We start from the raw sequence: 26,712 nt of genomic DNA, 5'->3' as shown, positions 1-26,712 counted from the left end.
CCGGGCCGTTTCGCATCCTCCCGGGAGCGCCCGGCTCCCGTGACCCGGAAGAGGCGTCTTCCGGGTCACGCGAGAAGGGTCAGCGGGGGAGGGCCTGCTGGAGCTCGGCCCGCAGCGCCGGGGTGAGCATCTCGCCGGCCTGCTTGGCCAGGCGGGCCATCTCGTAGCCGACGACGCCGATGTCCGCCTCGCGGCCGGCGAGCACGGCCAGGATCGAGCCGTCGCGGATCGTCATGACCAGGAAGAAGCCCTGGCCCATCTCGACCACGGTCTGCTTGACCTCGTCGCCGTCGAAGATGCGGGCGGCGCCGCTGGTGACGCTCACCAGACCCGACGTGACGGCGGCCAGCTGGTCCGCGCTGTCGCGCGGCAGATGGTCCGACACGGCGACCAGCAGGCCGTCGGAGGACACCACCACCGCGTGCGCGATGCCCGGCACCCGTTCGGTGAAGGCGTTGATCAACCAGCTCAGGTCCCGTGCTTGTTGGCTCAGGGTCACGCCGTGCTCCCTCGATGATCGTTGATCGGCACCGTGGGTACCTCGTCCTCGTTCGCGGCCCGGTGCACGCCACTGTAGAACCGGGTGAGCATGCTGCTGACGCTCGCGGGGTCCGGCTCGGTGTGCGACGAGACCTGGATCGGCTGGGTCGCGTCAGGTCTGGTCTCCGCCTGCCCAGTGTCACCCGGCAGCTGTGCCAGCGGCACCCTGATCGGCAGGCCGCTGGCGCTCGTGCCCGCGGTCACCGGGGTCCGCTGCGCCGGGACCGCCGGGGCCGACGACGCCGGCGCGTCACCCGCGCCGCCCCGCGACCACCAGCGGGTGCCCTTGGCGGGCGGCGCGGTGTTGCCCCGCGCGGCCGCGCCGATGATGTCCTCGGCCCGGCTCGGCCCGCGCCGCTGCGCGCCCGCGGCGGGGCCACCGTTCGCGGTCCGCTGCGCGGGCGGCCCCGAGGCGGGACCCGCCGGGCCACCGCCGGCCCCCGGCACCCCGGAGACGGGCGCACCAGAGCCCACACCAGAGCCCACACCAGGGCCCGCACCGTTGCCGGCCACGGGCACACGCGGTCCCGGCACCTGCGGTCCGGGCCCGCCGGAGACAGGGCCGGCCGGACCGACCGAAGCGGGAACCCCTGCGACAGGCACGCCGGGGCTCTGAAGTCCGAAGCTCGACGCCGGGACGCCCGACGCCGGGACACCGGAGACCGACGCACCCGACACGGGCAGGCTCGAGACCGGCACCCCCGACACGGGCGCCGCGCGCAGTGGCATCCCGGACACCGGCATGCCGGAGACCGGTACACCGGAGACGGGCGCACCTGAGACAGGCACGCCGGACACGGGCGCCCCCGAAACCGACGCCGGCACCGGCTCGGCGCCCGCGGCAGCATCGGCGGTAGCAGCGCCCGCGGCGGCGGAGGCGGCGACCGGCCAGGTCGGCAGGGCGACCGGCCCCGCCGGCAGCGGCGGCGCCGCGACCGCCGGCACGTCCCCTTCGGCCGGCGACCCGGCGGTGCCGGCCCCGCTCGGCCGCCCGGGCAGCGCCGGCAGCACGGCCGTCGGCGCGTCCTCGGCGGAGACCATCGCGGGCACGGGCCGTGCCTCGTCAGCGGCGATCGGCAGCCGCGACATGCCGGCGATGCGGTTGCCGCTGCCGTGGTACAGCCCGGCGCCCTCCGGCGGAGCGGCCAGGAGGCGGGCGGGCAGGGTCACGTAGGCGGTGACGCCCTCGTCGGAGGCGTCGAGCCGGACCTGGACGCCGTGCCGCGCGGCCAGGTGGCCGACGACGACGAGACCCATCCGCTCGGACGCGGCCACGTCGATGGCGATCGGCGCCGACACGCGGTCGTTGGCTTCGACGAGCCCGGACTCGGTCATGCCGAGCCCGCGGTCCTCGATGACGATCGTGGCCTCGCGGGTCTGCTTCGAGGGCCAGCCGGACACGGTGACGACCGTGTCGGGCGGCGAGAACGTGGTCGCGTTCTCGAGCAGCTCGGCGAGCAGGTGGACGATGTCGGAGACGGCGTGCCCGACGACGAAGATGTCGGTGGCGACGTCGTGCCGGATTCGCGCGTACTGCTCGATCTCCGCCATCGCCGCGAGCGTCACCGCGGAGAGGGACACGGGCTGCGCCCAGCGCCGGGTGGCCTCGCTGCCGGCGAGGACGAGGAGGTTCTCGTCGTTGCGGCGCATGCGGGTGGCGAGGTGGTCCAGGCGGAAGAGGTTCGCCAGCTGGTCGGGGTCGGTCTCGGCGGACTCCAGCTGGTCGAGCAGCTGCAGCTGGCGCTCGACCAGGGTCTGCGAGCGGCGGGCCAGGTTGACGAACATCGAGTTGACGTTGCGCCGCATGACGGCCTGCTCGACGGCGAGGCTGACGGCGCTACGGTGCACGGCGGTGAACGCGTCGGCGACCTCACCGATCTCGTCGGTGGAGCGGACCCTGGTGGTGGTGTCGACGGTGACGGTCTCGCCGCGGGGGAGGGTCCGCAGGCGTTGGATGGCCTCGGGGAGGCGGTGCTGCGCCACGTCGAGCGCCTGGGCCCGCAGCTGCCGCAGCGAGCGCGCCATCGACCGGCCGATGAGCCACGACAGCAGCAGCGCGATCAGCATGACCAGGACGATCACGGAGGTGGCGACGATGGCGTCGGTGCGCTGCGAGGCACTGCGGTTGGCGGCGCCCTCGATCGCGTCCTCGAGCAGCTCCTGCTCGATGGTGCGGATGTAGTCCAGCTCGCTGGTGCTGGCGAGCCACCACTCCTCGGGGGTCACGCCGACGGCGGCGCCCCGGGCGCGGGAGATGACCTGCTGCTGGAGGCGGGCGACGGTGCCGACGGCGGTCTGGCGCAGGTTGCGGTCGTAGAGGGCCAGGTGCCGCGGGCTGGCGGAGTCGCGGAAGCGCTCGACGGCGGCCACCTGCCGCGCCTGGATCTCGGAGAACGTCTCGAAGTCGTCAGGGGCGAACTTGCCGGCGCTGGCGGCCGCGAAGATCCGCCCGCGCAGCTGGTCCTTGAGCTCCTTGGCCTGGGCGAGGTCCATGAGGGAGGCGACCTCGGTGACCGACTGGGAGTCGCCGCCGATGTCGGGGCGGTCGGGGACGAGCCCGAACAGGTGCTGGATGGTGGAGGAGTACTGGTCGAAGACCGCGTCCTGGCGCAGCCACCGTTGCTTGACGCCCTCGCGGACCAGCTGCAGGTCGGCGAAGTCGGCGGCGACCCGGTTCTGCGACTGGTTGAAGATTGGGTTGGCCAGCAGCGGGCGGGCGGCGTTGGAGAAGGCGGCGAGGGCCGCGTCGGTGGCGGCGTAGTTCGCGGCCAGCTCCTGGTTGCTCGAAGTCGACCCGCTCGGCGCTTGGACGGTGGTCGATTTGGCGAGAACTCCGGCCGTTCGGTCCCTTTCCAGCTGCAGGTAGTGGATCAGATTGGTCAGTTGGCGGCCGACCTTGACCCCTTGGGCGAACTGGTCGAGCTTGGAGGCGTCCTGGACGGAGGCGTTGATCTGGACGCCGGCGATGACGAGGAAGGCCACGGCGGGCAGCACGAGGACGGCGGCGAGCTTGGTCGGCACGCGCCAGTCGCGGACCCGGAACAGCGACGCGCTGCGCCGCTGCGGCTCCCCTGGCCTGCGGCGCCGGTGGCTGTTCACCTTCATGACGACGGCGGGAGCCCTCGATGAAGGTGGCGAAGCGAAGGTCTGCACCCCTCACACCTTTCGCATGCGTCATCGCGCTGCCTGAGCAGCGTGCGAGCCTTATCAAACCAGGGTTGCGACATCTGTCCAACCACGGCATTGTGGTCCAGGTCACATTACTTGGCATTCGACTTCGGGGTTGAAACGCATCGACCAGACGGGAAGGATACGCACCGTCCGACCAGCCGCGTGTCCCAAGGAGCTTCCTGTCGTGCACACCCTCGGCCGCCGGCCCGCCGTGGCCGCGTTCGCCGTGGTCACCGCGCTGCTTCTGACCGCCTGCACGAGCAAGGGCAACCCCGCGCCGAAGCCGCCGGCGTCGGTCGCGATCGGCCTGCTGGTCTCCACGACCGGGCCGAACGCCGCGATCGGCCAGCAGGCGCAGCTCGGCGCGAAGCTCGCGATCGAGCTGGTCAACAACGACATCACGGACCTGAAGATCCCCCTGCCGCTGGCCGCCGGCGCCGGCCTGCGCAACGGCACGAAGCTCACGCTCGTCGTCGGCAACAGCGACAGCGCGCCGGAGAAGGTCGAGAAGGAGGCGTCGCGGCTCGTGCACGACGGCGCCGTCGGGCTCGTCCTGGCCGACACCCTGGACGTCGCCGCCCCCGCCGGCCGCGAGACCGACACCATCGGCGTCGCGCTCGTCGACGCGCTGAGCACCGCGGACACGTTCGCCGACCTCAACCGGGCGGCGCACTTCCGCATCCAGCCCAGCGACCGGCAGGCGATCTCGACCGCGCTGGCGCTGCTGTACCGGGAGCGCGACACCGGCGACGAGTTCAAGCGGGTCATCACCGCGATGGGCAAGGCCAGCGGCACCGTCGGCGAGGAGCTCGCCAACGTGCGCGCCTCGATCGAGGACCTCAGCCTCGCCGCCGGCTACGAGATCGGCGGCAAGCAGCAGATCGCCCTGGAGTCCGGCGGCGCCGGCGACAGCAGCTTCGTCGAGAAGGGCGACGCCGTCCTCGCCTTCGTGCTCAACGCGCAGGACGCGGCGGCCGCGGTGGAGCTCGCCGGCCGGCTCAAGGGCAAGGCGCCGGTCATCGCGCTCGGCCCCGGCGTCGGGGCGCTCGACACGGTCAAGGGCAACAACCAGGTGCTGCGGGCCACGGGCTGGTCCGGGGACTTCGCGGGGCGCAACCCCGTCGCGAGGGTCGTCGGCGGCATGTACGAGCAGGCGTTCCACGCCAAGCTGACCGAGGTCGCGGCGGCCGCGTTCACCGCGACGATGCTGCTCGCGCTGGCGATGAACACCGTCACCACTGACCTGAGCCCGCCGACGATCCGCAACGCGGTGCAGCAGTTCTCGCTGCCGGCGACCCAGATCGTCATGCCGTGGAACGGGATCCGGTTCGACGGCGCCGGCTACAACCAGCTCGGCGCCTGCGTCGTCGAGCAGCACGCCCCCAACGGCTACCTGGTGATCCACCCCGTCGAGCTGGCGGCTACCCCGACGCTGAGCCTGTAGCCGCGAGCAGCCGCCGCAGCTCGTCGGGCTTCTGGTACAGCTCGTTCAGGTCGAGCACCTCGCCGCCGGGCGCGACCAGGCGCCGGGCCACCAGGGGGTGCTCCCGCCGCCAGCCCTGCCGCAGCAGCGTGTGCTCGACGAGCACGGACAGCAGCACGACACCCATCCACGGCGGCGCCGGCTGGTCGTCGGCGGCGGTCTCCCCGCGCCGGGCCCGCTCCACGTCGACCGGACGGCGCAGCAGCGTGCCGGCGAGCTCGTCACGGTCGTCCGGGTCGCGGCCGAGCACGGCCCGCACCGCCCGCACGTATTCGCGGGCCTGGCGCTCGACCTCCGCGCCGTACACCTCGACCGGCAGCTGCTCGAAGCGCGTCCACTCCCCGTCGCCCCCGATCACCTCGGCGGCGAGCGTGCGTTCCTCCTCGGCGGTCAGGGTTTCCACGTCGACGGCGTCGCCGGCCAGCCCGGGCCGGGGCACCTCGCCGATGGCGCGCAGCTCGGCGGCGAGCCCGGGGTGCCGCAGCGGCACCTCGTCGAGCAGCGCGCCGCCGTCGACCGCCGGCGCGCCCCACCGCGACAGGCGCAGCCGCCAGCCGGCGTGCAGGTCCGAGATCCGCACCGGCACCGGTTCGGCGGCCGGTTCGGCGGCACTGCCAGGGGTGATCAGGTGGCGGCCCTCGGCCGCGGCGAACGCGGCGAACGCCGCCTCGATCGTCGCGGCCCGCAGCAGCGCCGCGGCCGCGTCCTCGACGCCGGACAGCCCGCCACCGCCCGCGGCGATCGCCGCCGCGTCACGGACCTGCTCCACCGCGACCCGCAGCGGACCTGTCGCGGCGTGCACCTTGGCGTCCGCCGCCACGAGCAGGCCGCGGACCAGCTCGGGGTGCTTCGTGTCCGGCAGCGCCAGCTCGTGCGCCAGGACGATGCGCAGGTGGTCGGCGGGCAGCCCCCACACCAGGGGCAGCCCGACGCGCAGCACGCCGCCGGTGTACCGGACGGTGCCGGACCCGGCGAGGGTGACCGCGACCGGTGGGGTCGCGTCCGCGTACTTCGCCGCCTCGGTCACGAGCGAGTGCAGGACCGTGTGGCGGGCGGCGGTCACCTTGGCGGTGTCGGGGCCCCAGTGCTCCTTCATGGGCGCCGGGCCGGCACCGCGCAGCAGCCGGCGGCCACGCCAGGCGGCCAGCCCGCCGGGAAGTCTCGCCATGCGCCTCAGTGTGCCGCACCCCGCCCGGTAGCTGGGGGAGGCGCTCCGGCGGGACTGACGCCGGCCGATGCGAAACTGGGTACTTCCCAGTAACTTACTGGTGAGTCACCATGAGGCGTGCGATATGACGTGGTGGTCATCGGTTCGGGCTTCGGCGGCAGCGTGACCGCGCTCCGCCTCGCCGAGAAGGGCTACTCGGTCGCGGTCCTGGAGGCCGGTCGGCGCTTCGCCGACGACGAGTTCCCCAAGACGTCGTGGGACGCCAAGCGCTTCCTGTGGGCACCGGCCCTGCGCTGCTTCGGCGTCCAGCGGCTCAAGCTGCTGCGCAACGTGCTGGTGCTGTCCGGCGCCGGCGTCGGCGGCGGGTCGCTGATCTACGCCAACACCCTCTACCGGCCGCTCGAGCAGTTCTACGACGACCCGCAGTGGCGCGGCATCGCCGACTGGCGCGCCGAGCTCGCGCCCTTCTACGACCAGGCCGAGCGCATGCTCGGCGTCAGCGTCTACCACCGCATGACCCGGGCCGACCTGGCGATCAAGGCCGTCGCCGAGCGGATGGGCGTCGGCGACACCTTCCACCAGACCCCCGTGGGGGTGTACTTCGGCAAGTCGGGCGTCGACCCGTACTTCGGCGGGGCCGGACCGCTGCGTCACGGCTGCGAGCACTGTGGCTCATGCATGACCGGCTGCCGGGTCGGCGCGAAGAACACCCTGGTGAAGAACTATCTGCACCTGGCCGAGCGGCTCGGCGCCGAGGTCCACCAGTTGACGACGGTGGCGTCGGTACGACCTGAGGACGGCGGCTATCGCGTCGACACCCGCGGGACCGGGCGGCGGCGGGACCGCCGGGCGTTCCACGCGGCGCAGGTCGTGTTCGCCGCCGGCGCCCTCGGCACCCAGGAGCTGCTGCTGCGGATGCGCGCCGACGGGCAGCTGCCCGAATTGTCGGCGAAGGTCGGCACGCTCACCCGCACCAACTCCGAGTCCATCCTCGGCGCCCGCTCGCTGCGCAAGGACGTCGACTTCACCGACGGCGTGGCGATCACCAGCTCGTTCCACCCCGACGCGCACACGCACATCGAGCCCGTCCGGTACGGCCCCGGCTCCAACGCCATGGGGCTGCTGCAGACCGTCCTCACCGACGGCGGGCCGCTGCGGCCGCTGCGCTGGTTCGGGGCGTTCTTCCGGCACCCGATCCGGCACACCCGGGTGCTCTCCGTGCGGCGCTGGTCGCACAAGACGGTGATCGCCCTGGTCATGCAGTCGCTGGACAACTCGCTCAACGTCCGGCTCCGCCGCGGCTGGACCGGCCGGCGCAAGCTCACCACGTCGCAGGGGCACGGCGAGCCCAACCCGGCCTGGATCCCGGCCGGCAACCACGCCGTCCGGCTGCTGGCCGAGGAGATCGGCGGCATGCCCGGCGGCAGCTGGACCGAGGTCTTCAACATCCCGGTCACCGCGCACATCCTCGGCGGCGCGCCGATCGGCGACTCGCCGGAGCACGGGGTCGTGGACGCCTATCACCGCGTCTACGGCCACCCCGGCCTGCACGTGGTCGACGGTGCCGCGGTCAGCGCCAACCTGGGCGTCAACCCGTCCCTGACGATCACCGCCCAGGCGGAGCGGGCCATGTCCATGTGGCCCAACCGCGGCGAGGAGGACCCCCGGCCGCCGCTCGGCGAGACCTACGTCCCGGTGCCACCCGTCCCGCCGGCCAACCCCGCGGTCCCGGCCGGCGCGCCGGCGGCGTTGCGGGTCACCGCCGTGCCGGCGCCGCGACGGCGACAGGAGCACCATTCGTGACGAAGTGCGCGGCACCGCGGTACCGACGCGGCAAAGGCTGAAAGAGCGGCAGTGAGGCGCAGGTCACCCCGGGGCGCCGACTAGGCTCGACGCATGACCACGCCGCCGCCGGTTCTCGTCGTCGACTTCGGTGCCCAATACGCGCAGCTGATCGCCCGCAGGGTGCGCGAGGCGCACGTGTATTCCGAGATCGTCCCGCACTCGATGCCGGTCGCGGACATGCTCGCCAAGCGCCCCGCCGCGATCATCCTGTCCGGCGGCCCCTCCTCCGTCTACGAGGAGGGCGCCCCGCAGGTCGACCCCGCCCTGTTCGACGCCGGTGTGCCGGTCTTCGGCATCTGCTACGGCTTCCAGGCGATGGCGGTCGCGCTGCGCGGCGAGGCGAGCCACACGGGGCTGCGCGAGTTCGGCGGCACCCCGCTGAGCATCGCCGAGGGCGGCGGCGTGCTGTTGCGCGACCTGCCCGACGCCCAGTCGGTGTGGATGAGCCACGGCGACTGCGTCACCGCCGCCCCGGCCGGCTTCACGGTCACCGCGGGCTCGCCGGCCGCGCCGGTCGCCGCGTTCGAGGACGTGTCGCGGCGGCTCGCCGGCGTGCAGTTCCACCCGGAGGTCGCGCACACCCCGCACGGCCAGGAGGTGCTGCGCCGGTTCCTGTACGACATCGCCGGCATCGAGCCCACCTGGACGTCCAACAACATCATCGAGGAGCAGGTCGAGGCGATCCGCGCCCGCGTCGGCAGCAAGCGCGTGCTGTGCGCGCTCTCCGGCGGCGTCGACTCCGCCGTCGCCGCGGCCCTCGTGCACAAGGCCGTCGGCGACCAGCTGACCTGCGTCTTCGTCGACCACGGCCTGCTGCGCGCGGGCGAGGCCGAGCAGGTCGAGAAGGACTACGTCGCCGCCACCGGCATCAACCTGAAGGTCGTCGACGCCTCCGCGCGCTTCCTCGGTGCCCTTGCCGGCGTGACCGACCCGGAGCAGAAGCGCAAGATCGTCGGCCGGGAGTTCATCCGGGTCTTCGAGCAGGCCGCCCGCGACCTGGACGCGGAGGAGCACGTCGAGTTCCTCGTCCAGGGCACCCTCTACCCAGACGTGGTCGAGTCCGGCGGCGGCACCGGCACCGCCAACATCAAGTCGCACCACAACGTCGGCGGCCTCCCCGACGACCTGCAGTTCGCGCTGGTCGAGCCGCTGCGGACGCTCTTCAAGGACGAGGTGCGCGCGATCGGCGCCGCGCTCGGCCTGCCCGAGGAGATCGTCATGCGGCACCCGTTCCCCGGGCCCGGCCTGTCGATCCGGATCATCGGCGCCGTCGACGAGGAGCGGCTCGCGATCCTGCGCGCCGCCGACCTGATCGCCCGCGAGGAGCTCACCGCCGCCGGCCTGGACCGGTCGGTCTGGCAGTTCCCGGTCGTGCTGCTCGCCGACGTCCGCAGCGTCGGCGTCCAGGGCGACGGCCGCACCTACGGTCACCCGATCGTGTTGCGCCCCGTCTCCAGCGACGACGCGATGACGGCCGACTGGTCCCGGCTGCCGCACGAGCTGATCGCGAAGATCTCCACCCGGATCACCAACGAGGTCCGCGAGGTCAACCGCGTGGTCGTGGACGTGACGTCCAAGCCGCCGGGCACCATTGAATGGGAGTGAATGTTTTTCCTCCTGTGGGTCTCCCTTGCTCCTGGGCGGAAATGCCGGACAATTTATTGTCGTGACTCCTGCGTTACAGCCGCTGCGGCGCATCGCGGCCTACTGCGTCATCGCTGACTCCGACGAGTTCCTGCTGGTCCGGGCGTCGGCGAAGGCCGGCACGCCCGGAGTCTGGTCGCTGCCCGGCGGCGCCGTCGACCACGGTGAGCAGCCGGTCGACACCGTCGTGCGGGAGACCGCCGCGGAGACCGGCCTGTCCGTCGCCGTCGCCCGGCTGCGCGACGTGCTCGCCGACATGCGGGCACTGCCCGACCGTGGCCTGACCATCCACACCGACCGCCTCATCTACGAGGTCACCGTGCGCGGCGGCGCGCTGCGCGACCGCGTCGGCCAGCCCACCGACCTGGCCCGCTGGGTCACCCGCGAGGAGGCCGAGCAGCTGCCGCTGCGCCGCTTCACCGCCGACGCGCTCGGCCTGCGGGAGGCCGCGGTCGACCTGCGCCCCGACGGTGTGCCCGAGGTGCCGTCCTTCTACGCCGTGCCCGGCCCCGACGGCCTGCACCGCGCCCAGCGCTTCGCCGCCTACGCCGTCTGCACCGACCGGCGCAACCGGGTCCTGCTGACCCGCATCTCCGACGGGTACCCGGGCGGCGGCTCCTGGCACCTCCCCGGCGGCGGGACCGACTTCGGCGAGCAGCCCGGCGTGGCGCTCATCCGCGAGCTGGTCGAGGAGACCGGGCAGGAGGGCCACATCGTCGAGCTGCTCGGGGTGGCGTCGCACCGGGACGCGGCCCAGCTCGGCCCCGAGGGGTACCCGATCGACTGGCACGGCGTCCGCGCGTTCTACCGGGTCCAGGTGCCGCGCTCCAGCCGTCCCGTGATCCACGACGTCGGCGGCTCGACCGCCGAGGCCCGCTGGTTCGACCCCGAGGACCTCGACGAGCTGCAGCTGACGGAGGTCACCGAGGAGGCGCTGCGCGGGGCGGGCCTCCGCTAGCTCTGGTTTGCTTTGGTTTGCTTTGGTTTGCTCTGGTTTTCGTGCTGCGCGGTGTTGCCCGAGCCTGCTCTGCAGCGGGCGCGTTCTAGGCTTGGCGCCATGTGCGCAGCCCGGGTGATCACCGTCTACGGCCGTCGACCCGGAGGGACCGACGACGTCGGCGGACCGGTCCGGCACGGCGAGAGCCCCGCGACCGCGATGGTCCGGCACTTCGTCGAGCAGGCCGACCTGTCCGTCGTGGTGCTCTCGGTGCTCGACGTGCACGCCGTCATCACACCCGACCTGCACGAGGACCGGGTGGTCTTCGAGGTCGCCCCGGCCCCCGGCGCGGCCGTCGGCGACTTCACCGAGCGGCCCGACCCCAACGGGCTGCCGACCGGGCAGCGCTTCGCCGCGTACGGCTTCGTCACCGATCCTGCCGGCCGGGTGCTGCTCACCCAGATCGCCCCCGGCTACCCAGGCGCCGGCAAGTGGCACCTGCCGGGCGGCGGCACCGACCCCGGCGAGCAGCCCGGCGAGGCGCTGCTGCGCGAGCTCGTCGAGGAGACCGCCCAGCACGGGGAGATCACCGAGCTGCTCGGGGTCACCCACCGGCGCAACCCGGGCGCGATCGGCCCCGAGGGTTACCCGATCAACTGGCACGCCGTACGGGCGCTCTACCGCGTCCTGGTGCCCTCGCCGACCGCACCCAGAGTGACCGAGGCCGCCGGCGGATCGACCGCGGCCGCGGCCTGGTTCGACCGGGCCGAGCTGCCCGGCCTTCAGCTCACGGAGGTGGTCCAGTGGGCCGCCTCACTCCCGCGACGGGACAGTGATCGTGGTCGTTAAGATAAATTACAGGTGAATTTGGTACTACGCTGAGTAGTCCGGCATCAGCACTCGACGAGCATGTTTCTAGGCTGGTTCCTATCTGAGCCATCGCCAAGCGCGACACGATATGCGATGGTGTAGATCGCGAGGCAGTCTCGCGAAGACGGACACAGTGGGGCAAAGGGCCCCGGAATGCGACCGTGGGAACCCCGTTCCTGCATGGAGGATCAGTGCCGAGAGCACCTTGGCAGCGACGACGCACCACGGACAGTCCGCGCCCCGGTGGCAGCAGACAGTGGGCGGGCCGGCTGCGACGCAGCGGTTCGCTCGCCCGCCAGGTGCTCTTCGCCGGGCGGGTCGGTCGTCGCGGTGACGGCAACGTCGCCGGCGCCACCTCGCTGCTCATGCCGCCGCCCGCCGAGACCGAAACCCGCGAGGGCAGGGTCCGGCTCCCGCGCCTGCGTATGCGCCGCCGTGACGGACTGTCACGAGACGTGGTGTCTGTCGCGCCGGTCAGCCCCGCCGTCCCGTCGGTCTCCCTGGGCGCCGAAGAGGCGTCGAGCTTCAGCATCCCGCTGCTGCCGGGCGAGCGCACCGTCGGCCGCCGCATCCGCTTCGCCCTGGCCAACGCCTGCACCATCAGCAGCCTCCTGCTGGGCCTATGCGCGATCTTCGTCGCCGTGAACCACGGCGACGTCCGCATCGCCGCCACCCTGCTGATCGCCTGCGTCATCTTCGACGGCCTGGACGGCTTCCTGGCCCGCCGCCTCGGCGTCGCCAGCCCGTTCGGCGCGCAGATGGACTCCCTCGCCGACATGTGCTCCTTCGGCCTGGCCGCGCCCGTCGTCGTCTATGCCTGGCTGAGCGACTCGGCCCCGGCCGCCGCCCTCGTGCCCGCCTGCGCGCTCGTGGCCGCCTGCGCCGCGATCCGCCTGGCCCGCTTCAACGTCTCCCCGAAGGACGGCCGCTTCTTCTGCGGCGTGCCGACCACCATGTGTGCGGCGGTGCTCGCCCTCGCCACGCTGATCGCCCCGGAGATGCCCCCGGCACTGCGCGTGGCCGGCGTCGCGCTGCTCGGCCTGGCGATGGTGTCCAGCTTCCCGTATGCGAAGCTCGCCCGCCTGGCGAAGCTGCCGCCGTGGCTCTTCGCCCTGCCGGTGGTCGGTGCTCTGGTCGACTTCCGCCTGACGTTCGTCGCCGTGGTCCTGGCGTACCTGGTGAGCGGCCCGATCCTCTGGCTCCGCCAGCGCCGCCACGCCGCCGCCTGACCTTCCCGCACCTCGCAGCGCCCCGCCTCCGGCTCCCCGGACGCGGGGCGCTTCGCTATTCCCCGTGGCCCAACACTGCAACCGGCCAGACGCCGCGCGATCCACCTTTGGTTCCAGAGATCAACTTAAGGGCGGACGACGCATCATCTGGTGCAAAGGCCGCAGACCCGGGCATTGACCAACGTCTGCCGAGTGGCGTGGAGCGCCGGGAACAGGTGTGCCGGAAGGCGGGCGAACGTGCGGCCGCCGCCGTGCGCGGGGTGCTTGGCTGCCCTTGGCTCAACTGCCGCGCTCGGTGCCGCGCGGATAGACGTTGCGCGATCCGCCCCCGGTTTTGGAGAGCAACTTGGGGGTGGATCGCGCAGGCTCTGTGGCGCAAAGGCCGTAAAGCCGGGCATTGACCAGCGTTTGTCGAGTGGGGCGGGGCGCTGGGAACAGGGCTGCCGGAAGGTGGGCGAGCGCGTCGTTGGCGCCGTGCGCGGGGGCTGCCGGTTCGTGGGCGGGTGTGCTGTGCCGGGGCCGGTGGAGTGTGATCTCCGCCGGCCCCGGGGAGGACGGGCTCAGAGCCAGGTGGCGATGACCGTCGAGCCGCCGACGACCCGGTCGCCGGGGGCGACCGCGGGGGTGGCCTTGTCGGCGGGCAGGTAGACGTCGGTGCGGGAGCCGAAGCGGATCAGGCCGAAGCGCTCACCCTTGGCGAGCAGGGAGCCGACCGGGGCACGCTGCACGATGCGGCGGGCGATCAGGCCCGTGCGCTGGACGACGGCGACGGGGCCGTGGGCGGTCTCCAGCAGCGTGTACGCCGCGACGTTGTGCTCGGCCTCCGGCTTCATCGCGGCCGCGTAGCCGCCGTCCTCGACGAAGTAGTCGACGACCTTGCCCGCGACCGGGGCGCGGTTGACGTGGACGTCGAGGACGGACAGGAAGACCGCGATGCGGAGGAACTCGATGTCGCCGAAGCGCTTGTCGTGCAGGCGCTCGACGCCGAGGACCTTGCCGTCGCTGGCGGCGACCACGGCGCTCGCGTCCTCGGGGACGTCGCGCTGCGGGTCGCGGAAGAACGCGGCGACGGGCGCGGCGGCCAGGGCCGGGACCAGCCACAGCTTCGACTTCGGCCGGGCGGCCTTGGCCAGGGCGGCGAGGCCGAGCGCGATGCCGGCGGCGGCGACGCCGTTGGAGTCGATGTGCATGCCCCGGGTGAGGGGGACGCTGGAGGGGCGCAGCGCCGGCAGCAGGTTGTGCGCCGCGGCGTGGTGGGCCGGGGTGTGCCGGAGGCGGTGCACGCGGACCGGCGGCACGTTGCGCAGGACGAGGTCGCTGCCCACGCCGTACAGCGCGGCCTGGCGCTCCACCTCGTCGGCGGCGCCGCTCGGCAGGCGGGTCGCCGGGACGACGACCGTGAGGACGCCGCCGGTGGTGACCAGCTTGGTCAGGCCGGCGAGGACGGCCCGGGCGTCGTCGGCGCTGCCCGCGAGGGGCTCGGCCAGGATCACCACGTCGGCGGGCTCCGCCTCGGTGAGCGACTCGACGACGCGGGTCCGGTCGGACACCCAGCGCCCCTGCCGCTCGACGTGCTCCCGGAGTGCCGCGACGGCCCCTGCGGCCGCCGAGGCGCCGGACGTGGCGACGATGGTCAGGCGGTCGTCGGGCAGCAGCGCGTCGATCGCCGCCGCGAGCGTGGCGGAGCCGGCCGCGGCGCCGACCAGGAGGCCGGTCTTGGGCCCGCCGTGACGGGCGAGCTCGGAGGCGAGGACCCGGGCGGCGCGGTCACCGATCTGGATCGGGCGGCGGGAGACGCCGGACGCGCCGCCAACGGGAAATTGGGTCATGTCTGAAGGGCTCCTCAAGCAATACATGCAAACGAAAAGGCCGGCGGGGGAACGCGCCCCGCCGGCCCAGCATATTCCGTGACTAGTCCGCGTCGTCCGGGTCGTACGCGGGAGGCGCCGAAGAAGCCGGCGGCGCCGACGTGGCAGGCACCGAACTGGACGGCTTGTCGGACTTGTCGGAGCGCAGCGCCCCGAGCAGCCCCAGCAGGCCGAAGACGATCAGTCCGACGGCGACGATCCAGCCGGCGTTGAGATTGACCGAGACCGCCTGGTTGAAGAGCCAGACGATGACGATGCCGAGGAAGATCAGGCCGAACGTGAGGGAGAGGCCATCGGTGCGGTGCGGCTTCACCGGGTCACCTCCAGGTTGCCGTAGCGAAGGTCGAGGTCGAGGTGCAGCTTGCCGCCGCCGGCGCCGTCGGTGCCGAGGTCGGTGAACTCGTTGGTCTGGTTGAACCCGCCGCACTCGCGCCCCAGGACGCGGCAGTCGCCGCCCTCGACCCGGACGTCGACGTACACGTCCACGTTCTTCGGCAGGATGATCTCCATGTTGCCGCCGTACCCGACGCGGAAGCTGATGTTGACGTCCTGGCCGGCGAAGTCCACCTGGCGGAGGTCGGCGTGGATGTTGCCGAAGTCGGTGCGGTAGTCGCTGTCGAGCTCGGTGACGGACATCGGGTTGATGTTGATGTTCTCGACGTCCTTCCTGCTCGGGCCGTCCATCGTCGACGCGGTCGAGATGGCGAGGGCGAGGCTCAGCACGACGCCGAGCAGGATCATGAGCCGGGCCCGGCCGAACCACGCGCCCACGATCAGGCCGAGCGCGACGATCGCGAGCGGCACCGCGAAGTACGTGCTGACCAGGAGGTCGAACGTGGTCACCTCGAGCACGGCGAGCACGCCGAGCGACAGGCAGATCAGCGAGAAGATGACCCGGCCGAGGCGGGAGCGCGGCTTCGGCGGCTTCGGGGGCTTGGGCGGCTGCGGGGCGAGCCCCGGGTACGGCGACGCCGGCGCCCCCGCCGGGTAGCCGAGCGACGCCGCGTAGGGGCTGCTCCCGCTGAACGGCCCGTGCGGCGCGAACGGCGGCCGGTAACCGGTCGGCGGCAGCGGTGGCAACGGCGGCAGCGGTGGCACGAGCGGTGCCGACGGCCCGGACGGCCGGGCGGGTGCCGGCGTCGCCGGAGAGGCGGCCGGGACAGGCTGGGTCACGGCGGTCTGATGTTGCAGCCACGCCGGGTGTACGCCTGGCGTCTTGCCGACGGATCCACCACCGCGCCCGGTGTACGACGGTCCGGCGGACTGGAACGGCGGCACCGACGGCGGGAACGGCGCGGCGGCCGCCGGGCCCGGCACGAACGGCCCGGGCGGCGTCGGCGGCATCGGCGGCATCCAGGGTCGGCCGCCCCCCAGCGGGCCGCCCGGCTGGTCCGGCTGCGGCCCGGGCGGCAGGTTGCCCTGCCCGCGGACGAGCAGCGCCACCACCCCGATGACCACCGCGAGCCCGACCGCGGCCGCGCCGACGTTGCGGGACATGACCAGCAGGAACGCCAGCACCGCGCCGACGCCGATCACGATCGCGACCGGGGCGGACGTGGTCGACCTGCCCCGGCCGAGCAGCGCCTCCAGCGGGGAGCCGGTGTCGCCCTCGGCGGGCAGCAGGAGCCAGCCCAGCAGGTACGCGACGATGCTGACCCCGCCGGCGAGCGTGAGCACGGCGAAGATGACCCGCCACAGCGTCGGGTCGGTGTTCGTGGCCCGGCCGATCGCGGCGCACACCCCGGCGACGTACCGGCCGTGCTGCGGCCGCACGAGATTGCTGCGGCTGAATCCGAACGGCGGCACCCCTCCGGCCGCCGTTCCGAACGCCCCAGGACCACCGGGACCGCCAGGACCACCGGGACCGCCAGGACCACCAGGACCGCCGGGCCCACCGGAACCACCAGGACCACCGGCGCCGCCGGTGGGAGGAGGGCCGGGTGGCGGCGGGCCGGCCGGTCCGGCACCGGCGGGCGTGAAGCCACCGGACGGCGGCTCGAAGTCCTCCGACGCGGGCTCCTCCCGCTCCACCTTGGTCAGATCAAGCTTCGGCTCCGCGGGCACGGTCGCCGCCTCCCAGGCAGGATCCCCGGCGGCGCCGCTGACGGGCGGCGCGCCGGCGGGCGACACGCTGGCGGGTGCGGCAGGGGCGTCCTGCGACGTGGCGGCGTCGGAGGCGGCATCGGCATCGGCGGCGGCGTCGTCGGACCCGTCGGGCAGGTAGTCCGCCGCGTAGCTGGGCGCCACTCGTACACCATCCGGCTCTTGATCTTCTGCACGTGCTCTTGCGGCCGCCGGCTCGTCGGCGGCAGGCGGGTTCGTCATGCCACCGATCGTCGCCGACCCGGAGCCCTCCGCGCCTCAGGCATCGACCCTGACACCACCCTGATTTGCCGGTTCCGGGGCGGCTCGGAGTGGTCCGGGCGTCGGTCGGCGTGTGACGATCTGGTGGAACCCAGTTCCGACCGCGAGCCGAAACGAGTCCGATGACCAGCCCAGTGCCCGTCCGCCGCCTCTACCGCGAGCCCGCGGACCGGGTCGTCGCGGGGGTCGCCGCCGGCATCGCCGCGCACCTCGGCGCCTCCGTGGTGCTGGTGCGGGTGGCGTTCGTGCTGCTCGCGGCCTTCAACGGGCTCGGCGCGCTGCTCTACGCGGCGTTCTGGGCGGTGCTGCCGATGCCGCCGCACGTGCGGTCGGGCCGGCGCAACGTCAACCAGCTCTTCTCGTTCCTCGCGCTCGGCGTCGGCATGGTGCTGCTGGTGCTGATGGCCGGCCCCAGCGACGGCATCCAGGCGGTGATCGGCTGGCTGGCCGCCGTCATCGCGCTCGGCGCCGGCATCATCTGGCACCAGGCCGACCCGAAGCGGCGCGAGCGCTGGTCGGCGACCGTGCCCGGGATGCCCTGGCTCGGCGCCGTGATGGACAACAACCGCAAGTCCTACCTGGTCCGGTTCATCGGCGGCGGCCTGCTCGTCATCGTCGGCATCATCGGCGCGTTCGTGGTGGGGGTGCCGATCTCCGGCGCCACGCTCGCCTCGATCGGTTACGGCCTCGGCTTCGCCGCGGTCGCCCTCGCCGGCGTCGGCCTCGCCCTGGCCCCGCTGCTCTACCGCATGTTCACGCAGCTCAGCACGGAGCGCGAGGCGCGGGTGCGCGAGCAGGAGCGGGCCGAGCTGGCCGCGATGATCCACGACCAGGTGCTGCACACCCTGGCCCTGATCCAGCGCAACGCCGGCGATCTGAAGGAGGTCCAGCGCCTCGCCCGCGGGCAGGAGCGGACCTTGCGAAACTGGCTGTACAAGCCCACCGCGTCGCCGACGGAGAAGTTCAGCGCCGCGCTGGAGGAGGCGTCGGCCGAGGTCGAGGACACGTTCGCGATCGCGGTCGAGACCGTCGTCGTCGGTGACGTCGACGTCGACGAGCGGGTCGGGGCGATCGTCGCCGCCGCCCGCGAGGCCCTGGTCAACGCGGCCAAGCACGCCAAGGTCCAGACCGTCTCGCTCTACGCGGAGGTCGAGCCCGACTGCGTGAGCGTGTTCGTCCGCGACCGGGGCGTCGGCTTCGAGCTCACCGCCGTCGAGTCCGACCGGCACGGCGTGCGAGGCTCGATCCTGGCCCGCATGCGGCGGCACGGGGGCAAGGCGGAGATCCGCAGCACACCGGGCGACGGCACCGAGGTGCGGTTGAGCCTGCCCATCGATACGGAGAAGTGATGACTGACGAGACCCAGCGCCTGCGGGTGTTCCTGGTCGACGACCACGCCATGTTCCGGGCGGGGGTCCGCGCCGAGCTCGGCGTGCACGTCGACGTGATCGGTGAGGCCAGCGGGGTCGCGGAGGCGGTGCAGAAGATCGGCGCGCTGGAGCCCGACGTGGTGCTGCTGGACGTGCACATGCCCGACGGCGGTGGCCGGGCCGTCCTCGACGCGATGCGCCGCGCGCGGCCGCAGGTGAAGTTCCTGGCGCTGTCGGTCTCCGACGCCGCCGAGGACGTCATCGGGCTGATCCGGGCCGGCGCGCGGGGGTATGTCACCAAGACCATCTCGCCGGACGAGCTCGCCGACGCGATCCGCCGGGTCGCCGACGGCGACGCCGTCTTCAGCCCGCGCCTGGCCGGCTTCGTGCTCGACGCGTTCGCCGCGCGCCCCGACGCGCCGGTCGCCGACCCGGAGCTCGACCAGCTGACCAACCGCGAGCGCGAGGTCCTGCGGCTGCTGGCGCGCGGTTACGCGTACAAGGAGATCGCCAAGGAGCTCTACATCTCGATCAAGACGGTCGAGACGCACGTGTCCAACGTGCTCCGCAAGCTGCAGATGTCGAACCGGTATGAGCTGTCCCGCTGGGCCGCGGATCGCCGTCTGGTCTGATTTTTTTCCCGGGATTTCCGGACAAACTGGTGTGACTGGTGTGGCTGCTGTTGCGCAGGAGGTGACAGGAGGGGTCTCCGACCGCTACAAACGAGCGTCCCCCTGATTCTCGTCAAAGGTGGTCCAGTCACCGTGTCACACACCACCCGTCTGGCCGGTCTGGCCGCAGCGGTGCTCGTCGGAGGTGCCGTCGCGCTCAGCGGCGCCGGCGCCGCCTACGCTGACACCGTCACCGGCACGCAGGTCTTCATCGATGACAAAGCTTCGGCGATCAAGGTCATCAACTCGAAGGACACCAAGACCAACCCGAACGGCAACGAGACCGCCGCGCCGCGTCTCGGCCTGAAGGTCGCCGGTGCGTCCGAGCCCGTCATCGCGTACTGCATCGACTTCGCCCGCGACATCACCGACGCGAACTACGTCGAGGCGCCGTGGGCGAGCAACAAGAACTCCTCGCCGACGGCGGAGGAGCTGGGCCAGGTGCAGTGGGTGCTGACCCACGCGTACCCGACCGTCAGCCCCGACGACCTCCTCAAGGCAGCGAAGGGCGACAAGCCGGCCGGCATCGACGCCACGCTGCTCACCAAGCTGGTCTACGCCGGCACGCAGAGCGCCATCTGGACGATCACCGACGGTGACATCTTCGCGCTCCGCGACAACAACGAGGGCTTCAACACGGGCAACACGCCGGAGCAGTACGCCGTCATCGTCGCCGTCAGCGAGTACCTCGTGAAGGCGTCGAAGAACCCGGCCGCCGACCCGCAGCCGAAGCTCGAGATCAACCCGGCCACCCTGGCCGGCGTGGTCGGCAAGAAGATCGGCCCGTTCACCATCGTCTCCGGTGGTGGCGAGGCCGACCTCACGGCCACCGGCGGCAAGCTCGTCGACGCGGACGGCAAGGCCGTCACGTCCCTGCCGAACGGCGGCAAGTTCTACGTCGTCGCCGACGCCGTGGGCACCGTGACGATCGACGCCAAGGGCAGTGGCTCCGTGCCGATCGGCCGCATGTTCGTCACCTCGAAGGACCCGAACAAGACGCAGAAGCTGATCCTGGCGGGCGTCGCCGGCACCGAGCTCGAGGCGAAGGCCACGGTCACCGTGAACCCGGCCCCGCCGGAGCTGCCGGTCACGGGTGTGAAGCTCACCGGCGCGATCACCGCCGGCGCGCTGCTCGTCGCGGGTGGCGTCGCCCTGCTGCTGGTGGTCCGCCGCCGCCGGCAGGTCCGCTTCACCGCCTAGTTTCCTGTCACGTCGCGTGCCCGGTCTTCCTCGGAAGGCCGGGCACGCCGCGTTTCAGGCGGTGCTCTTCGGGCCGTGCTTCTTCATGCCGTGTGGAACACGGAGAAGGCCTCGGCGAGGCGGCCCGGCGTCCCCGACGTGGCGGCGAGGCGGGCCCGCAGCATGCCGTCCAGGTCCTCCAGGTGCGACGTCTGCGACACGTGCGCCCTGAGCGCCTTGAGCTTCCGCTCGTACGTGTCGGTGATGTCGACCAGATGGTCCGGGTCCGGTCCGCCCGAGTACCAGATCTCGCGGACGGTCCACGCGGGCAGGTCGAGCTCCGTGAACGTGAACGGGTTGCGCGCGTCCGGGTACACCGCGCACGTCGTCGCCTCCCCGGCCGCCAGATGATCGGGGTGGCTCGGCCCGGCGATCCGGTCCCAGCGCCGCAGCGGCGAGTTGGTCAGGACCCGGTCGGGGCGGAACCGGCGGATCGCCGCGGTGATGTCGCGCCGCAGGTCGATCGACGCCGTGAGCACGCCGTCGCGGTAGCCGTCGAGGAACTCGACGTGATCCACCCCGACGACCGCGGCCGCCGCGCGCTGCTCCGCCTCCCGCAGCGCCGGCATCATGGCGCGCGGGGTGTCGTCGAAGCCGCCGGCGTCGCCGCGCGTCACCAGCAGATACCCCACCTCGAGTCCGGCGTCGACCCAGCCGGCGACGGTGCCGGCGCAGCCGAAGTCGACGTCGTCGGGGTGGGCGAACACACACAGGACCCGCCGCACGTCCTGAAGCGGGGTGGCTGATCTCGGGAAGCTCATGACTTCCTGTTTACCGTTTCTTCGCCGGTACCGGCGAACCACCCGCACGGTCCGCGGTCGGCGGCGCGAGTGGGTCTGCCCGTATCGGGGCCGACGACGCCGCACTGCGTCGGCCGGCCCACGTGTCGCCGCCGGTCCGGCCGGCTCCGGCGGTACAGACGCCGCAAGCCAGGACGCGAACCTCGGCGGTCCGTGCGAGGGCTACAGGGGTCCGCGGCCGGCGCGCAGGATGAGCAGGGCCAGCTGGGTGCCGTCGGCGCCGAGCTCGGCGGAGAAGCGCTCCAGGATCTCCCGCTCGCGCGACAGCACCAGACGCGTGCCGCCGGCGGCGACGCGGGTCGCGCCGACCTCGCGGGAGATCGCGGCCCGCTCCTTCCAGAGCGCGACCAGCGCCGCGTCGATCTCGTCGATCCGGTTGCGCAGGCCGGCGATGTGCTCGTCGGCGGCGGGCTGCTGTTCCATGGTGATGGCGGCCATTCTCTCGTCCTTGTCAGCTCTGGCTCTGGTCCCGCCCCGGGAACGCGGAACGCCCCGGGCTCGGGAGCCCGGGGCGTCGGTAGGTATCAGCGTTCAGGCGCGACCTACGGCTGCCGGACTCCCGGAGCCGTAAAAAAAGTACGGACGCGCCTGCTCGATCACGTCAACGAGTATGGCACGGTCTTCTGAGCGACGTGAAGTCCTCCGCCGGTTTTCTGTCAGTGGTGCGGCATAGACTCGCCGGTGCGATGCATGCTCTCTTCGATCTTCCCCAGTCAGAGCCGGCCGGCGTGACCGCTCCCGCCGCCCCGGCCCAGCCGTCCCGCGGCCGTGACCCGCAGTCGCTGCTCGAGGGGCTCAACGGCCCTCAGCGCGACGCCGTGATCCACGAGGGCGCCCCGCTGCTCATCGTGGCCGGCGCAGGCTCCGGCAAGACCAAGGTGCTGACCAGCAGGATCGCCTATCTGCTCGCGGCGCGGCACGTGCATCCCGGCGAGATCATCGCGATCACGTTCACCAACAAGGCCGCCGGCGAGATGAAGGAGCGCGTCGCCAACCTCGTCGGCGGGCGCGCCCGGCTGATGTGGGTGTCCACGTTCCACTCCGCCTGCGTGCGCATTCTGCGCGCCGAGCACGGCCACGCCGGCCTCAAGTCGACGTTCTCGATCTATGACGCCGACGACTCGCGCCGGCTCATGCAGCTCGTCATCCGCGAGCTCGACCTCGACCCGAAGCGTTATCCGGCCCGCGGCCTCGCCGCCCAGGTCTCCAACCTCAAGAACGAGCTGGTCGACCCCGAGACGTTCGCGGCCAGGGCGGTCGGGCCGGCCGAGCGCGCCCTCGCCGAGGCGTACACGCTCTATCAGCAGCGGCTCACCGAGGCCCACGCCCTCGACTTCGACGACCTGATCATGCGGGTGGTGCACCTGCTGCAGAGCCATCCCGAGGTCGCCGAGACCTATCGCCGCCGCTTCCGGCACGTGCTCGTCGATGAGTACCAGGACACCAACCAGGCGCAGTACATGCTGGTGAAGGAGCTCGTCGGCAGCACCGGCGAGCTGTGCGTCGTCGGCGACGCCGACCAGTCGATCTATGCGTTCCGCGGCGCCACGATCCGCAACATCCTCGAGTTCGAGCGCGACTATCCCAACGCCCGCACCATCCTCCTGGAGCAGAACTACCGCTCCACCCAGACGATCCTGTCCGCCGCCAACGCCGTCATCGGGCGCAACACGGAGCGCAAGCCCAAGCGCCTGTGGAGCGACCAGGGCGCCGGCGAGCAGATCGTGGGCTATGTCGCCGACACCGAGCACGCCGAGGCTGACTGGGTCGCCCGCGAGATCGACCGGCTGTCCGACAATGCCGGCGTCCGCCCCGCCGACGTCGCCGTCTTCTACCGCACCAACGCGCAGTCCCGTGTGTTCGAGGAGATGTTCATCCGCTTCGGCCTGCCGTACAAGGTCGTCGGCGGCGTCCGGTTCTACGAGCGCAAGGAGGTCCGCGACGCCCTCGCGTACCTGCGCGCCGTGGTCAACGAGGACGACACCGTCAGCATCCGGCGGGTCCTCAACACCCCGCGCCGCGGCATCGGCGACCGCGCCGAGGCCTGCGTCGAGGCCCTCGCGTCCCGCGAGCGAATCTCCTTCGGCGCCGCCCTGCGCCGCGCCGCGGAGGCCCCCGGCATCTCCACCCGCGCCGTCAACGCCATCGGCGACTTCGTCGCGCTGCTGGACGAGCTGCGCACCCTCGCCGAGACCGCGCTGCCCGAGGAGGTCCTCGAGGCCGCCATCGAGCGCTCCGGCTACCTCGGCGAGCTGGAGGAGAGCACCGACCCGCAGGAGGCCGGCCGCGTCGAGAACCTGCAGGAGCTCGTCAGCGTCGCCCGCGAATACACCGAGCGCGCCGAGGCCACCATCGCCGTCGCCGCCGAGCAGGGCGATGCCACCGCCGCCCCACCCGCCACCGTCGCCGGCTTCCTGGAGCAGGTCTCCCTCGTCGCCGACGCCGACCAGATCCCCGACGACGACCCCGACCACACCGGCGTCGTCACCCTCATGACCCTGCACACCGCCAAGGGCCTCGAGTTCCCCGTGGTCTTCCTCACCGGCCTCGAGGACAGCGTCTTCCCCCACCAGCGCTCCATGAGCGACCGCAAGGAGCTGGAGGAGGAGCGCCGCCTGGCGTATGTCGGCATCACCCGGGCCCGCCAGCGCCTCTACATCTCGCGCGCCGTCACCCGCTCCGCCTGGGGCCAGCCCGCCTACAACCCGCCGTCCCGCTTCCTGGAGGAGCTCCCACCCGAGCTGGTCCGCTGGGAGCGCACCGACGCCGCGTACACCAGCTGGTCCGGCGGCGGCGGCCACGGCGGCCGCAACACCGGTCCCGCCCAGTCCCGCACGTCCTCCTTCGTCGGCGGCACCCCGAAGGCCGCCCAGCTCGCCGCCAAGCTCGGCCTGGACGCCTCCAAGCTCTCCACCGCCAGCGAGCTCTCCCGCGACATCCCGTCCCTGACCGTCGGCGACCGCGTCAACCACCAGCGCTACGGCCTCGGCCGCGTCCTCGCCGTCGAAGGCACCGGCCCCCGCACCCAGGCCCAGGTCGACTTCGGCGACCAGGTCATGTGGATCGTCCTGCGCCACGCCCCCATCGACAAACTCTGACACCCACCCACCGCTCCCAGCCCGGGACTGGAAGCGCCCCAGCCTGACCCCGCTGCGGCCCGGTCCGCCTCGGCCCCGGCTCGGCTCCGCTTCGGCCCCGGTGCGGCTCGGGTCCGCCTCGGGTTCGGTTCGCTCGGCCTCGGCCTCGGCCTCGGCACGGGTCCGGCTCGGCTCGACTGGGGTGCGGCTCGGCTTCGGTCGGTCTCGGATTCGGCTCGGGCCTGGTTTGGCCCCGGGTTGCCTCTGCCCCGGTCGGGTTCGGCTCGGGTCCGGTCTGGGGGCGGCGCTGACTTGGTCCAGGTCTGTCTCTGGCCAGACCTGTCTCTCGGCCGGCCTGGCTCTGCCCCTAATGGCCTGACCTCTTGATTGGTTCAGCCCGGCTCGGTCCCATCGCCGCGCCGATCGATCGGGCAATCAGTCCCGGCTGTCCTTGCCTGCGGGAAGCGGCCGTCGGTGATCCTCGTTCTTGGCCCAGTGGCAGTGGTGTCGCCACTTCACAGGCGCGGCACGGGCGGCCATCGGCCGGCTGGCCGCGCGCAGGCGTTGGTCAATGCCCTGGAATGCCCCCTTTGGGGGATCGACATTGCGCGATCCACCCACATGTTGATCTCTGAATTGGGGGTGGATCGCGCAGCGTCGATGCGCAAAGGCGCAAGTCGGGCATTGGCCAACGTCTGTGGAGGGTGCCGAGCGGTGGCGGGTCGGCGTTCCGTCGGCGGGGCGACCGTGCCGCCGTTCCCGTGATCGAATGACGATTCTGGTCGTCTGGACAGCCGGATCCGTCTGTGGATCAACGCCGTCGTGATCGACGTCGCGTGGTGGTCGTCCGGGTTGGGCGGCCACCGGATGCGGCGTGTATGCGCTGCTTGGCCTGTCTCGCGTCTCGGCGCGGGCAGTGCGGCGCGGAGCGGCGCATTGGGGTGCGGGTGAGCTTCCCCGCCGGGCCCCGCCGCGGCAGCGGTGGGGGGAATTACCGCTCAGCCGTAGATGTCTTCGGTGTGCTTCTGGATGTCGACGCCGTGTTTGCGCATGAAGGCGAGCGGCTCGACCGGCTTGTCGTGCTCGCGGACCTCGAAGTGCAGGTGGGCGCCGAACGAGTGGCCGGTGTTGCCGGTGAGGGCGATCCTGTCGCCGGCCCGCACGACCTGGCCTTCCTTGCACAGGAGCTTGGAGGCGTGGCCGTACACGGTGACGATGCCGTCGCCGTGGTCGATCATGACGTTGTAGCCGTAGCCGCCGTTCCAGCGGCAGAGGATGACCTTGCCGGCGGCGACGGCATTGAAGGGGGTGCCCTGCGGGGCGCCCAGGTCGACGCCGGGGTGGAGGCGGCCCCAGCGCTCGCCGTAGAACGAGGTCAGCGTGTACCGCTGGATGGGAAGGATCCACACGTCGGGGGCCGGCATGTTCACGGTCGTCATGGGGCTGCCGGTCCGCGAGCGGCTGGCGCGGTCGTCGGAGGCGGCGCCCCGCACGCTGACGTCGTCGAAGTTGCCGCTCGCCTCCAGGGAGAGGTCGTTGCGCGGCTCGGGGAGGGCGGTGGACACGCCGAGCGCGACAATGCCGGCGCCCACGACGGCGGTGGTGAGCACGGCCGCGTAGCGGGTGTGCGCCGACTGGGCGCGGTGATGGCCGCGGTACGCGTAAGGCGCCTGGGCATCGTCCATATACGCACACCCCCGCAATTCTGGAAAAGACGGAAATGACGGAGACGTCATTCGAGTGCAATGGCTGAACCGCAGGCCACCGTAGCCAATACGGAATACGCGCCACAAGCCACGACAGGCCCGAAGGTCAATGAGTGCCCGGGCGGTTGGTTGTGCGTAACCCGGGGTCCGCAAGGTCGTTGCGGGCGCTCCATGCGGTACCTTCGGGCCAGGCGTGCGCCGCAACGGAGCGGTGCCTCCAACGGGAAGGACCGTGAGGATGAGCGCGCGGACCCGCGTCGTCATCGCCAAGCCCGGCCTGGACGGGCACGACCGAGGCGTCAAGATCGTCGCCCGGGCACTCCGGGACGCCGGGATGGAGGTCATCTACACGGGCCTGCACCAGACGCCGGAGCAGATCGTGGAGACCGCCATCCAGGAGGACGCCGACGCGGTCGGCCTGTCGGTCCTGTCGGGGGCGCACATGACCCTGTTCCGGAAGGTCATCGAGCTGCTCGCCGAGCGCGGCGCCGACGACATCCTCGTGTTCGGCGGCGGCATCATTCCCGACGACGACCTGCCGGAGCTGGAGCGGCTCGGCGTCAGGAAGATCTTCACGCCGGGGGCGACCACGCAGTCGATCGTGGAATGGGCCCGCGAGCACATCGCACCGGCGCATGCCTGATTGACGGCATTCAATCGGAAATGGTGCGGAAAAAGGGGGAGAGGCCGGACGCACCCCTCACACGTCCGGCCCCTCTATCGCACGATG

At 72.4% G+C, this 26,712-nt stretch carries 20 protein-coding genes; 11 read left to right on the top strand and 9 right to left on the bottom strand.

Annotation, left to right across the window (positions count from 1 at the left end):
- Positions 1-79: 79 nt before the first annotated feature.
- Positions 80-499 carry a roadblock/LC7 domain-containing protein gene (locus tag ABD332_RS11440; protein WP_425552176.1) on the bottom strand — a complete coding sequence of 140 codons (420 nt, stop codon included), beginning with the start codon at positions 497-499 and terminating at the stop codon, positions 80-82.
- On the bottom strand, positions 496-3,693 hold the full coding sequence (locus ABD332_RS11435) for a sensor histidine kinase (protein ID WP_344501788.1): 3,198 nt from the start codon (positions 3,691-3,693) through the stop codon (positions 496-498). The genes ABD332_RS11440 and ABD332_RS11435 overlap by 4 nt, the downstream gene beginning before the upstream one ends.
- A 202-nt stretch (positions 3,694-3,895) precedes the next feature.
- On the opposite strand from ABD332_RS11435, the gene ABD332_RS11430 reads away from it, so the two are divergent.
- Positions 3,896-5,155 carry an ABC transporter substrate-binding protein gene (locus ABD332_RS11430; RefSeq protein WP_344501787.1) on the top strand — a complete coding sequence of 420 codons (1,260 nt, stop codon included), beginning with the start codon at positions 3,896-3,898 and terminating at the stop codon, positions 5,153-5,155.
- Here the strand turns inward: ABD332_RS11430 and ABD332_RS11425 are convergent.
- A complete protein-coding gene (locus tag ABD332_RS11425) occupies positions 5,133-6,362 on the bottom strand; it encodes a M48 family metalloprotease (RefSeq protein ID WP_344501786.1) in 1,230 nt (409 codons plus the stop codon). The genes ABD332_RS11430 and ABD332_RS11425 overlap by 23 nt on opposite strands.
- A 117-nt stretch (positions 6,363-6,479) precedes the next feature.
- Here ABD332_RS11425 and ABD332_RS11420 point away from each other — a divergent pair, with 117 nt between their 5' ends.
- The 5 genes from ABD332_RS11420 (at position 6,480) to ABD332_RS11400 (ending at position 12,887) form a co-directional block, all read left to right on the top strand.
- Entirely contained in the window at positions 6,480-8,165 is a 1,686-nt protein-coding gene (locus ABD332_RS11420; protein WP_344501785.1) for an FAD-dependent oxidoreductase, read from the top strand.
- 93 nt (positions 8,166-8,258) lie between these two features.
- Positions 8,259-9,812, top strand: coding sequence for a glutamine-hydrolyzing GMP synthase (gene guaA / locus ABD332_RS11415; RefSeq protein WP_344501784.1), 1,554 nt, complete (start codon positions 8,259-8,261; stop codon positions 9,810-9,812).
- A gap of 61 nt (positions 9,813-9,873) precedes the next feature.
- Positions 9,874-10,809, top strand: coding sequence for an NUDIX domain-containing protein (locus ABD332_RS11410; RefSeq protein ID WP_344501783.1), 936 nt, complete (start codon positions 9,874-9,876; stop codon positions 10,807-10,809).
- 99 nt (positions 10,810-10,908) lie between these two features.
- Positions 10,909-11,637, top strand: coding sequence for an NUDIX hydrolase (locus ABD332_RS11405; protein ID WP_344501782.1), 729 nt, complete (start codon positions 10,909-10,911; stop codon positions 11,635-11,637).
- 290 nt (positions 11,638-11,927) lie between these two features.
- Positions 11,928-12,887, top strand: coding sequence for a CDP-alcohol phosphatidyltransferase family protein (locus ABD332_RS11400; protein ID WP_344501914.1), 960 nt, complete (start codon positions 11,928-11,930; stop codon positions 12,885-12,887).
- Between the two features lie 560 nt (positions 12,888-13,447).
- Here ABD332_RS11400 and ABD332_RS11395 read toward each other — a convergent pair.
- The 3 genes from ABD332_RS11395 to ABD332_RS11385 all read right to left on the bottom strand — a co-directional run bounded on the left by ABD332_RS11395 (position 13,448) and on the right by ABD332_RS11385 (position 17,080).
- Complete coding sequence (locus ABD332_RS11395) at positions 13,448-14,716, bottom strand: phosphatidylserine decarboxylase (protein ID WP_344501781.1); 1,269 nt, start codon at positions 14,714-14,716, stop codon at positions 13,448-13,450.
- A gap of 82 nt (positions 14,717-14,798) precedes the next feature.
- Positions 14,799-15,068, bottom strand: coding sequence for a hypothetical protein (locus ABD332_RS11390; protein WP_344501780.1), 270 nt, complete (start codon positions 15,066-15,068; stop codon positions 14,799-14,801).
- On the bottom strand, positions 15,065-17,080 hold the full coding sequence (locus ABD332_RS11385) for a PspC domain-containing protein (protein ID WP_344501779.1): 2,016 nt from the start codon (positions 17,078-17,080) through the stop codon (positions 15,065-15,067). The genes ABD332_RS11390 and ABD332_RS11385 overlap by 4 nt, the downstream gene beginning before the upstream one ends.
- Positions 17,081-17,241: 161 nt before the next feature.
- Here ABD332_RS11385 and ABD332_RS11380 point away from each other — a divergent pair, with 161 nt between their 5' ends.
- The 3 genes from ABD332_RS11380 to ABD332_RS11370 all read left to right on the top strand — a co-directional run bounded on the left by ABD332_RS11380 (position 17,242) and on the right by ABD332_RS11370 (position 20,360).
- Positions 17,242-18,468, top strand: coding sequence for a PspC domain-containing protein (locus ABD332_RS11380; protein WP_344501778.1), 1,227 nt, complete (start codon positions 17,242-17,244; stop codon positions 18,466-18,468).
- Positions 18,468-19,121 (top strand): response regulator, encoded by a 654-nt coding sequence (locus ABD332_RS11375; protein ID WP_344501777.1) that lies wholly within the window; start codon positions 18,468-18,470, stop codon positions 19,119-19,121. Before ABD332_RS11380 ends, ABD332_RS11375 begins: the two co-directional genes overlap by 1 nt.
- 132 nt (positions 19,122-19,253) lie before the next feature.
- Positions 19,254-20,360: a thioester domain-containing protein gene (locus ABD332_RS11370; protein WP_344501776.1), complete on the top strand. Its 1,107-nt coding sequence runs from the start codon at positions 19,254-19,256 to the stop codon at positions 20,358-20,360.
- Between the two features lie 83 nt (positions 20,361-20,443).
- Here the strand turns inward: ABD332_RS11370 and ABD332_RS11365 are convergent, their stop codons facing one another.
- Both ABD332_RS11365 and ABD332_RS11360 read right to left on the bottom strand, forming a co-directional pair.
- A complete protein-coding gene (locus tag ABD332_RS11365) occupies positions 20,444-21,160 on the bottom strand; it encodes a PIG-L deacetylase family protein (protein WP_344501775.1) in 717 nt (238 codons plus the stop codon).
- Between the two features lie 201 nt (positions 21,161-21,361).
- Positions 21,362-21,724: a chorismate mutase gene (locus ABD332_RS11360; protein WP_344501913.1), complete on the bottom strand. Its 363-nt coding sequence runs from the start codon at positions 21,722-21,724 to the stop codon at positions 21,362-21,364.
- Between the two features lie 161 nt (positions 21,725-21,885).
- Here ABD332_RS11360 and pcrA point away from each other — a divergent pair, with 161 nt between their 5' ends.
- On the top strand, positions 21,886-24,297 hold the full coding sequence (pcrA, locus tag ABD332_RS11355; RefSeq protein WP_344501774.1) for a DNA helicase PcrA: 2,412 nt from the start codon (positions 21,886-21,888) through the stop codon (positions 24,295-24,297).
- Positions 24,298-25,274: 977 nt separating this feature from the next.
- Here pcrA and ABD332_RS11350 read toward each other — a convergent pair.
- Positions 25,275-25,961, bottom strand: a complete 687-nt coding sequence (locus ABD332_RS11350; RefSeq protein WP_344501773.1) for a M23 family metallopeptidase — start codon at positions 25,959-25,961, stop codon at positions 25,275-25,277.
- A 259-nt stretch (positions 25,962-26,220) separates the two neighbouring features.
- On the opposite strand from ABD332_RS11350, the gene icmB reads away from it, so the two are divergent.
- A complete protein-coding gene (gene icmB, locus ABD332_RS11345; RefSeq protein ID WP_344501772.1) occupies positions 26,221-26,625 on the top strand; it encodes a coenzyme B12-dependent isobutyryl CoA mutase small subunit in 405 nt (134 codons plus the stop codon).
- The last annotated feature ends 87 nt before the right edge of the window (positions 26,626-26,712 follow it).

This window comes from Dactylosporangium maewongense, from assembly GCF_039531485.1.
In the GTDB taxonomy this organism is placed as follows: Bacteria; Actinomycetota; Actinomycetes; order Mycobacteriales; family Micromonosporaceae; genus Dactylosporangium; species Dactylosporangium maewongense.
The sequence above is the reverse complement of the archived record's forward strand: the minus strand, read 5'-3'. Positions and strand labels throughout refer to the sequence as shown.

Excerpts from the sequence above, each read along its gene's own strand:
- ABD332_RS11380 (WP_344501778.1), top strand. The coding sequence starts at position 17,242 with ATGACCAGCCCAGTGCCCGTCCGCCGCCTCTACCGCGAGCCCGCGGAC.
- ABD332_RS11395 (WP_344501781.1), bottom strand. The coding sequence starts at position 14,716 with ATGACCCAATTTCCCGTTGGCGGCGCGTCCGGCGTCTCCCGCCGCCCG.
- ABD332_RS11350 (WP_344501773.1), bottom strand. The coding sequence starts at position 25,961 with ATGGACGATGCCCAGGCGCCTTACGCGTACCGCGGCCATCACCGCGCC.
- pcrA (WP_344501774.1), top strand. The coding sequence starts at position 21,886 with ATGCATGCTCTCTTCGATCTTCCCCAGTCAGAGCCGGCCGGCGTGACC.
- ABD332_RS11405 (WP_344501782.1), top strand. The coding sequence starts at position 10,909 with ATGTGCGCAGCCCGGGTGATCACCGTCTACGGCCGTCGACCCGGAGGG.
- ABD332_RS11375 (WP_344501777.1), top strand. The coding sequence starts at position 18,468 with ATGACTGACGAGACCCAGCGCCTGCGGGTGTTCCTGGTCGACGACCAC.
- ABD332_RS11425 (WP_344501786.1), bottom strand. The coding sequence starts at position 6,362 with ATGGCGAGACTTCCCGGCGGGCTGGCCGCCTGGCGTGGCCGCCGGCTG.
- icmB (WP_344501772.1), top strand. The coding sequence starts at position 26,221 with ATGAGCGCGCGGACCCGCGTCGTCATCGCCAAGCCCGGCCTGGACGGG.
- ABD332_RS11365 (WP_344501775.1), bottom strand. The coding sequence starts at position 21,160 with ATGAGCTTCCCGAGATCAGCCACCCCGCTTCAGGACGTGCGGCGGGTC.
- guaA (WP_344501784.1), top strand. The coding sequence starts at position 8,259 with ATGACCACGCCGCCGCCGGTTCTCGTCGTCGACTTCGGTGCCCAATAC.
- ABD332_RS11385 (WP_344501779.1), bottom strand. The coding sequence starts at position 17,080 with ATGACGAACCCGCCTGCCGCCGACGAGCCGGCGGCCGCAAGAGCACGT.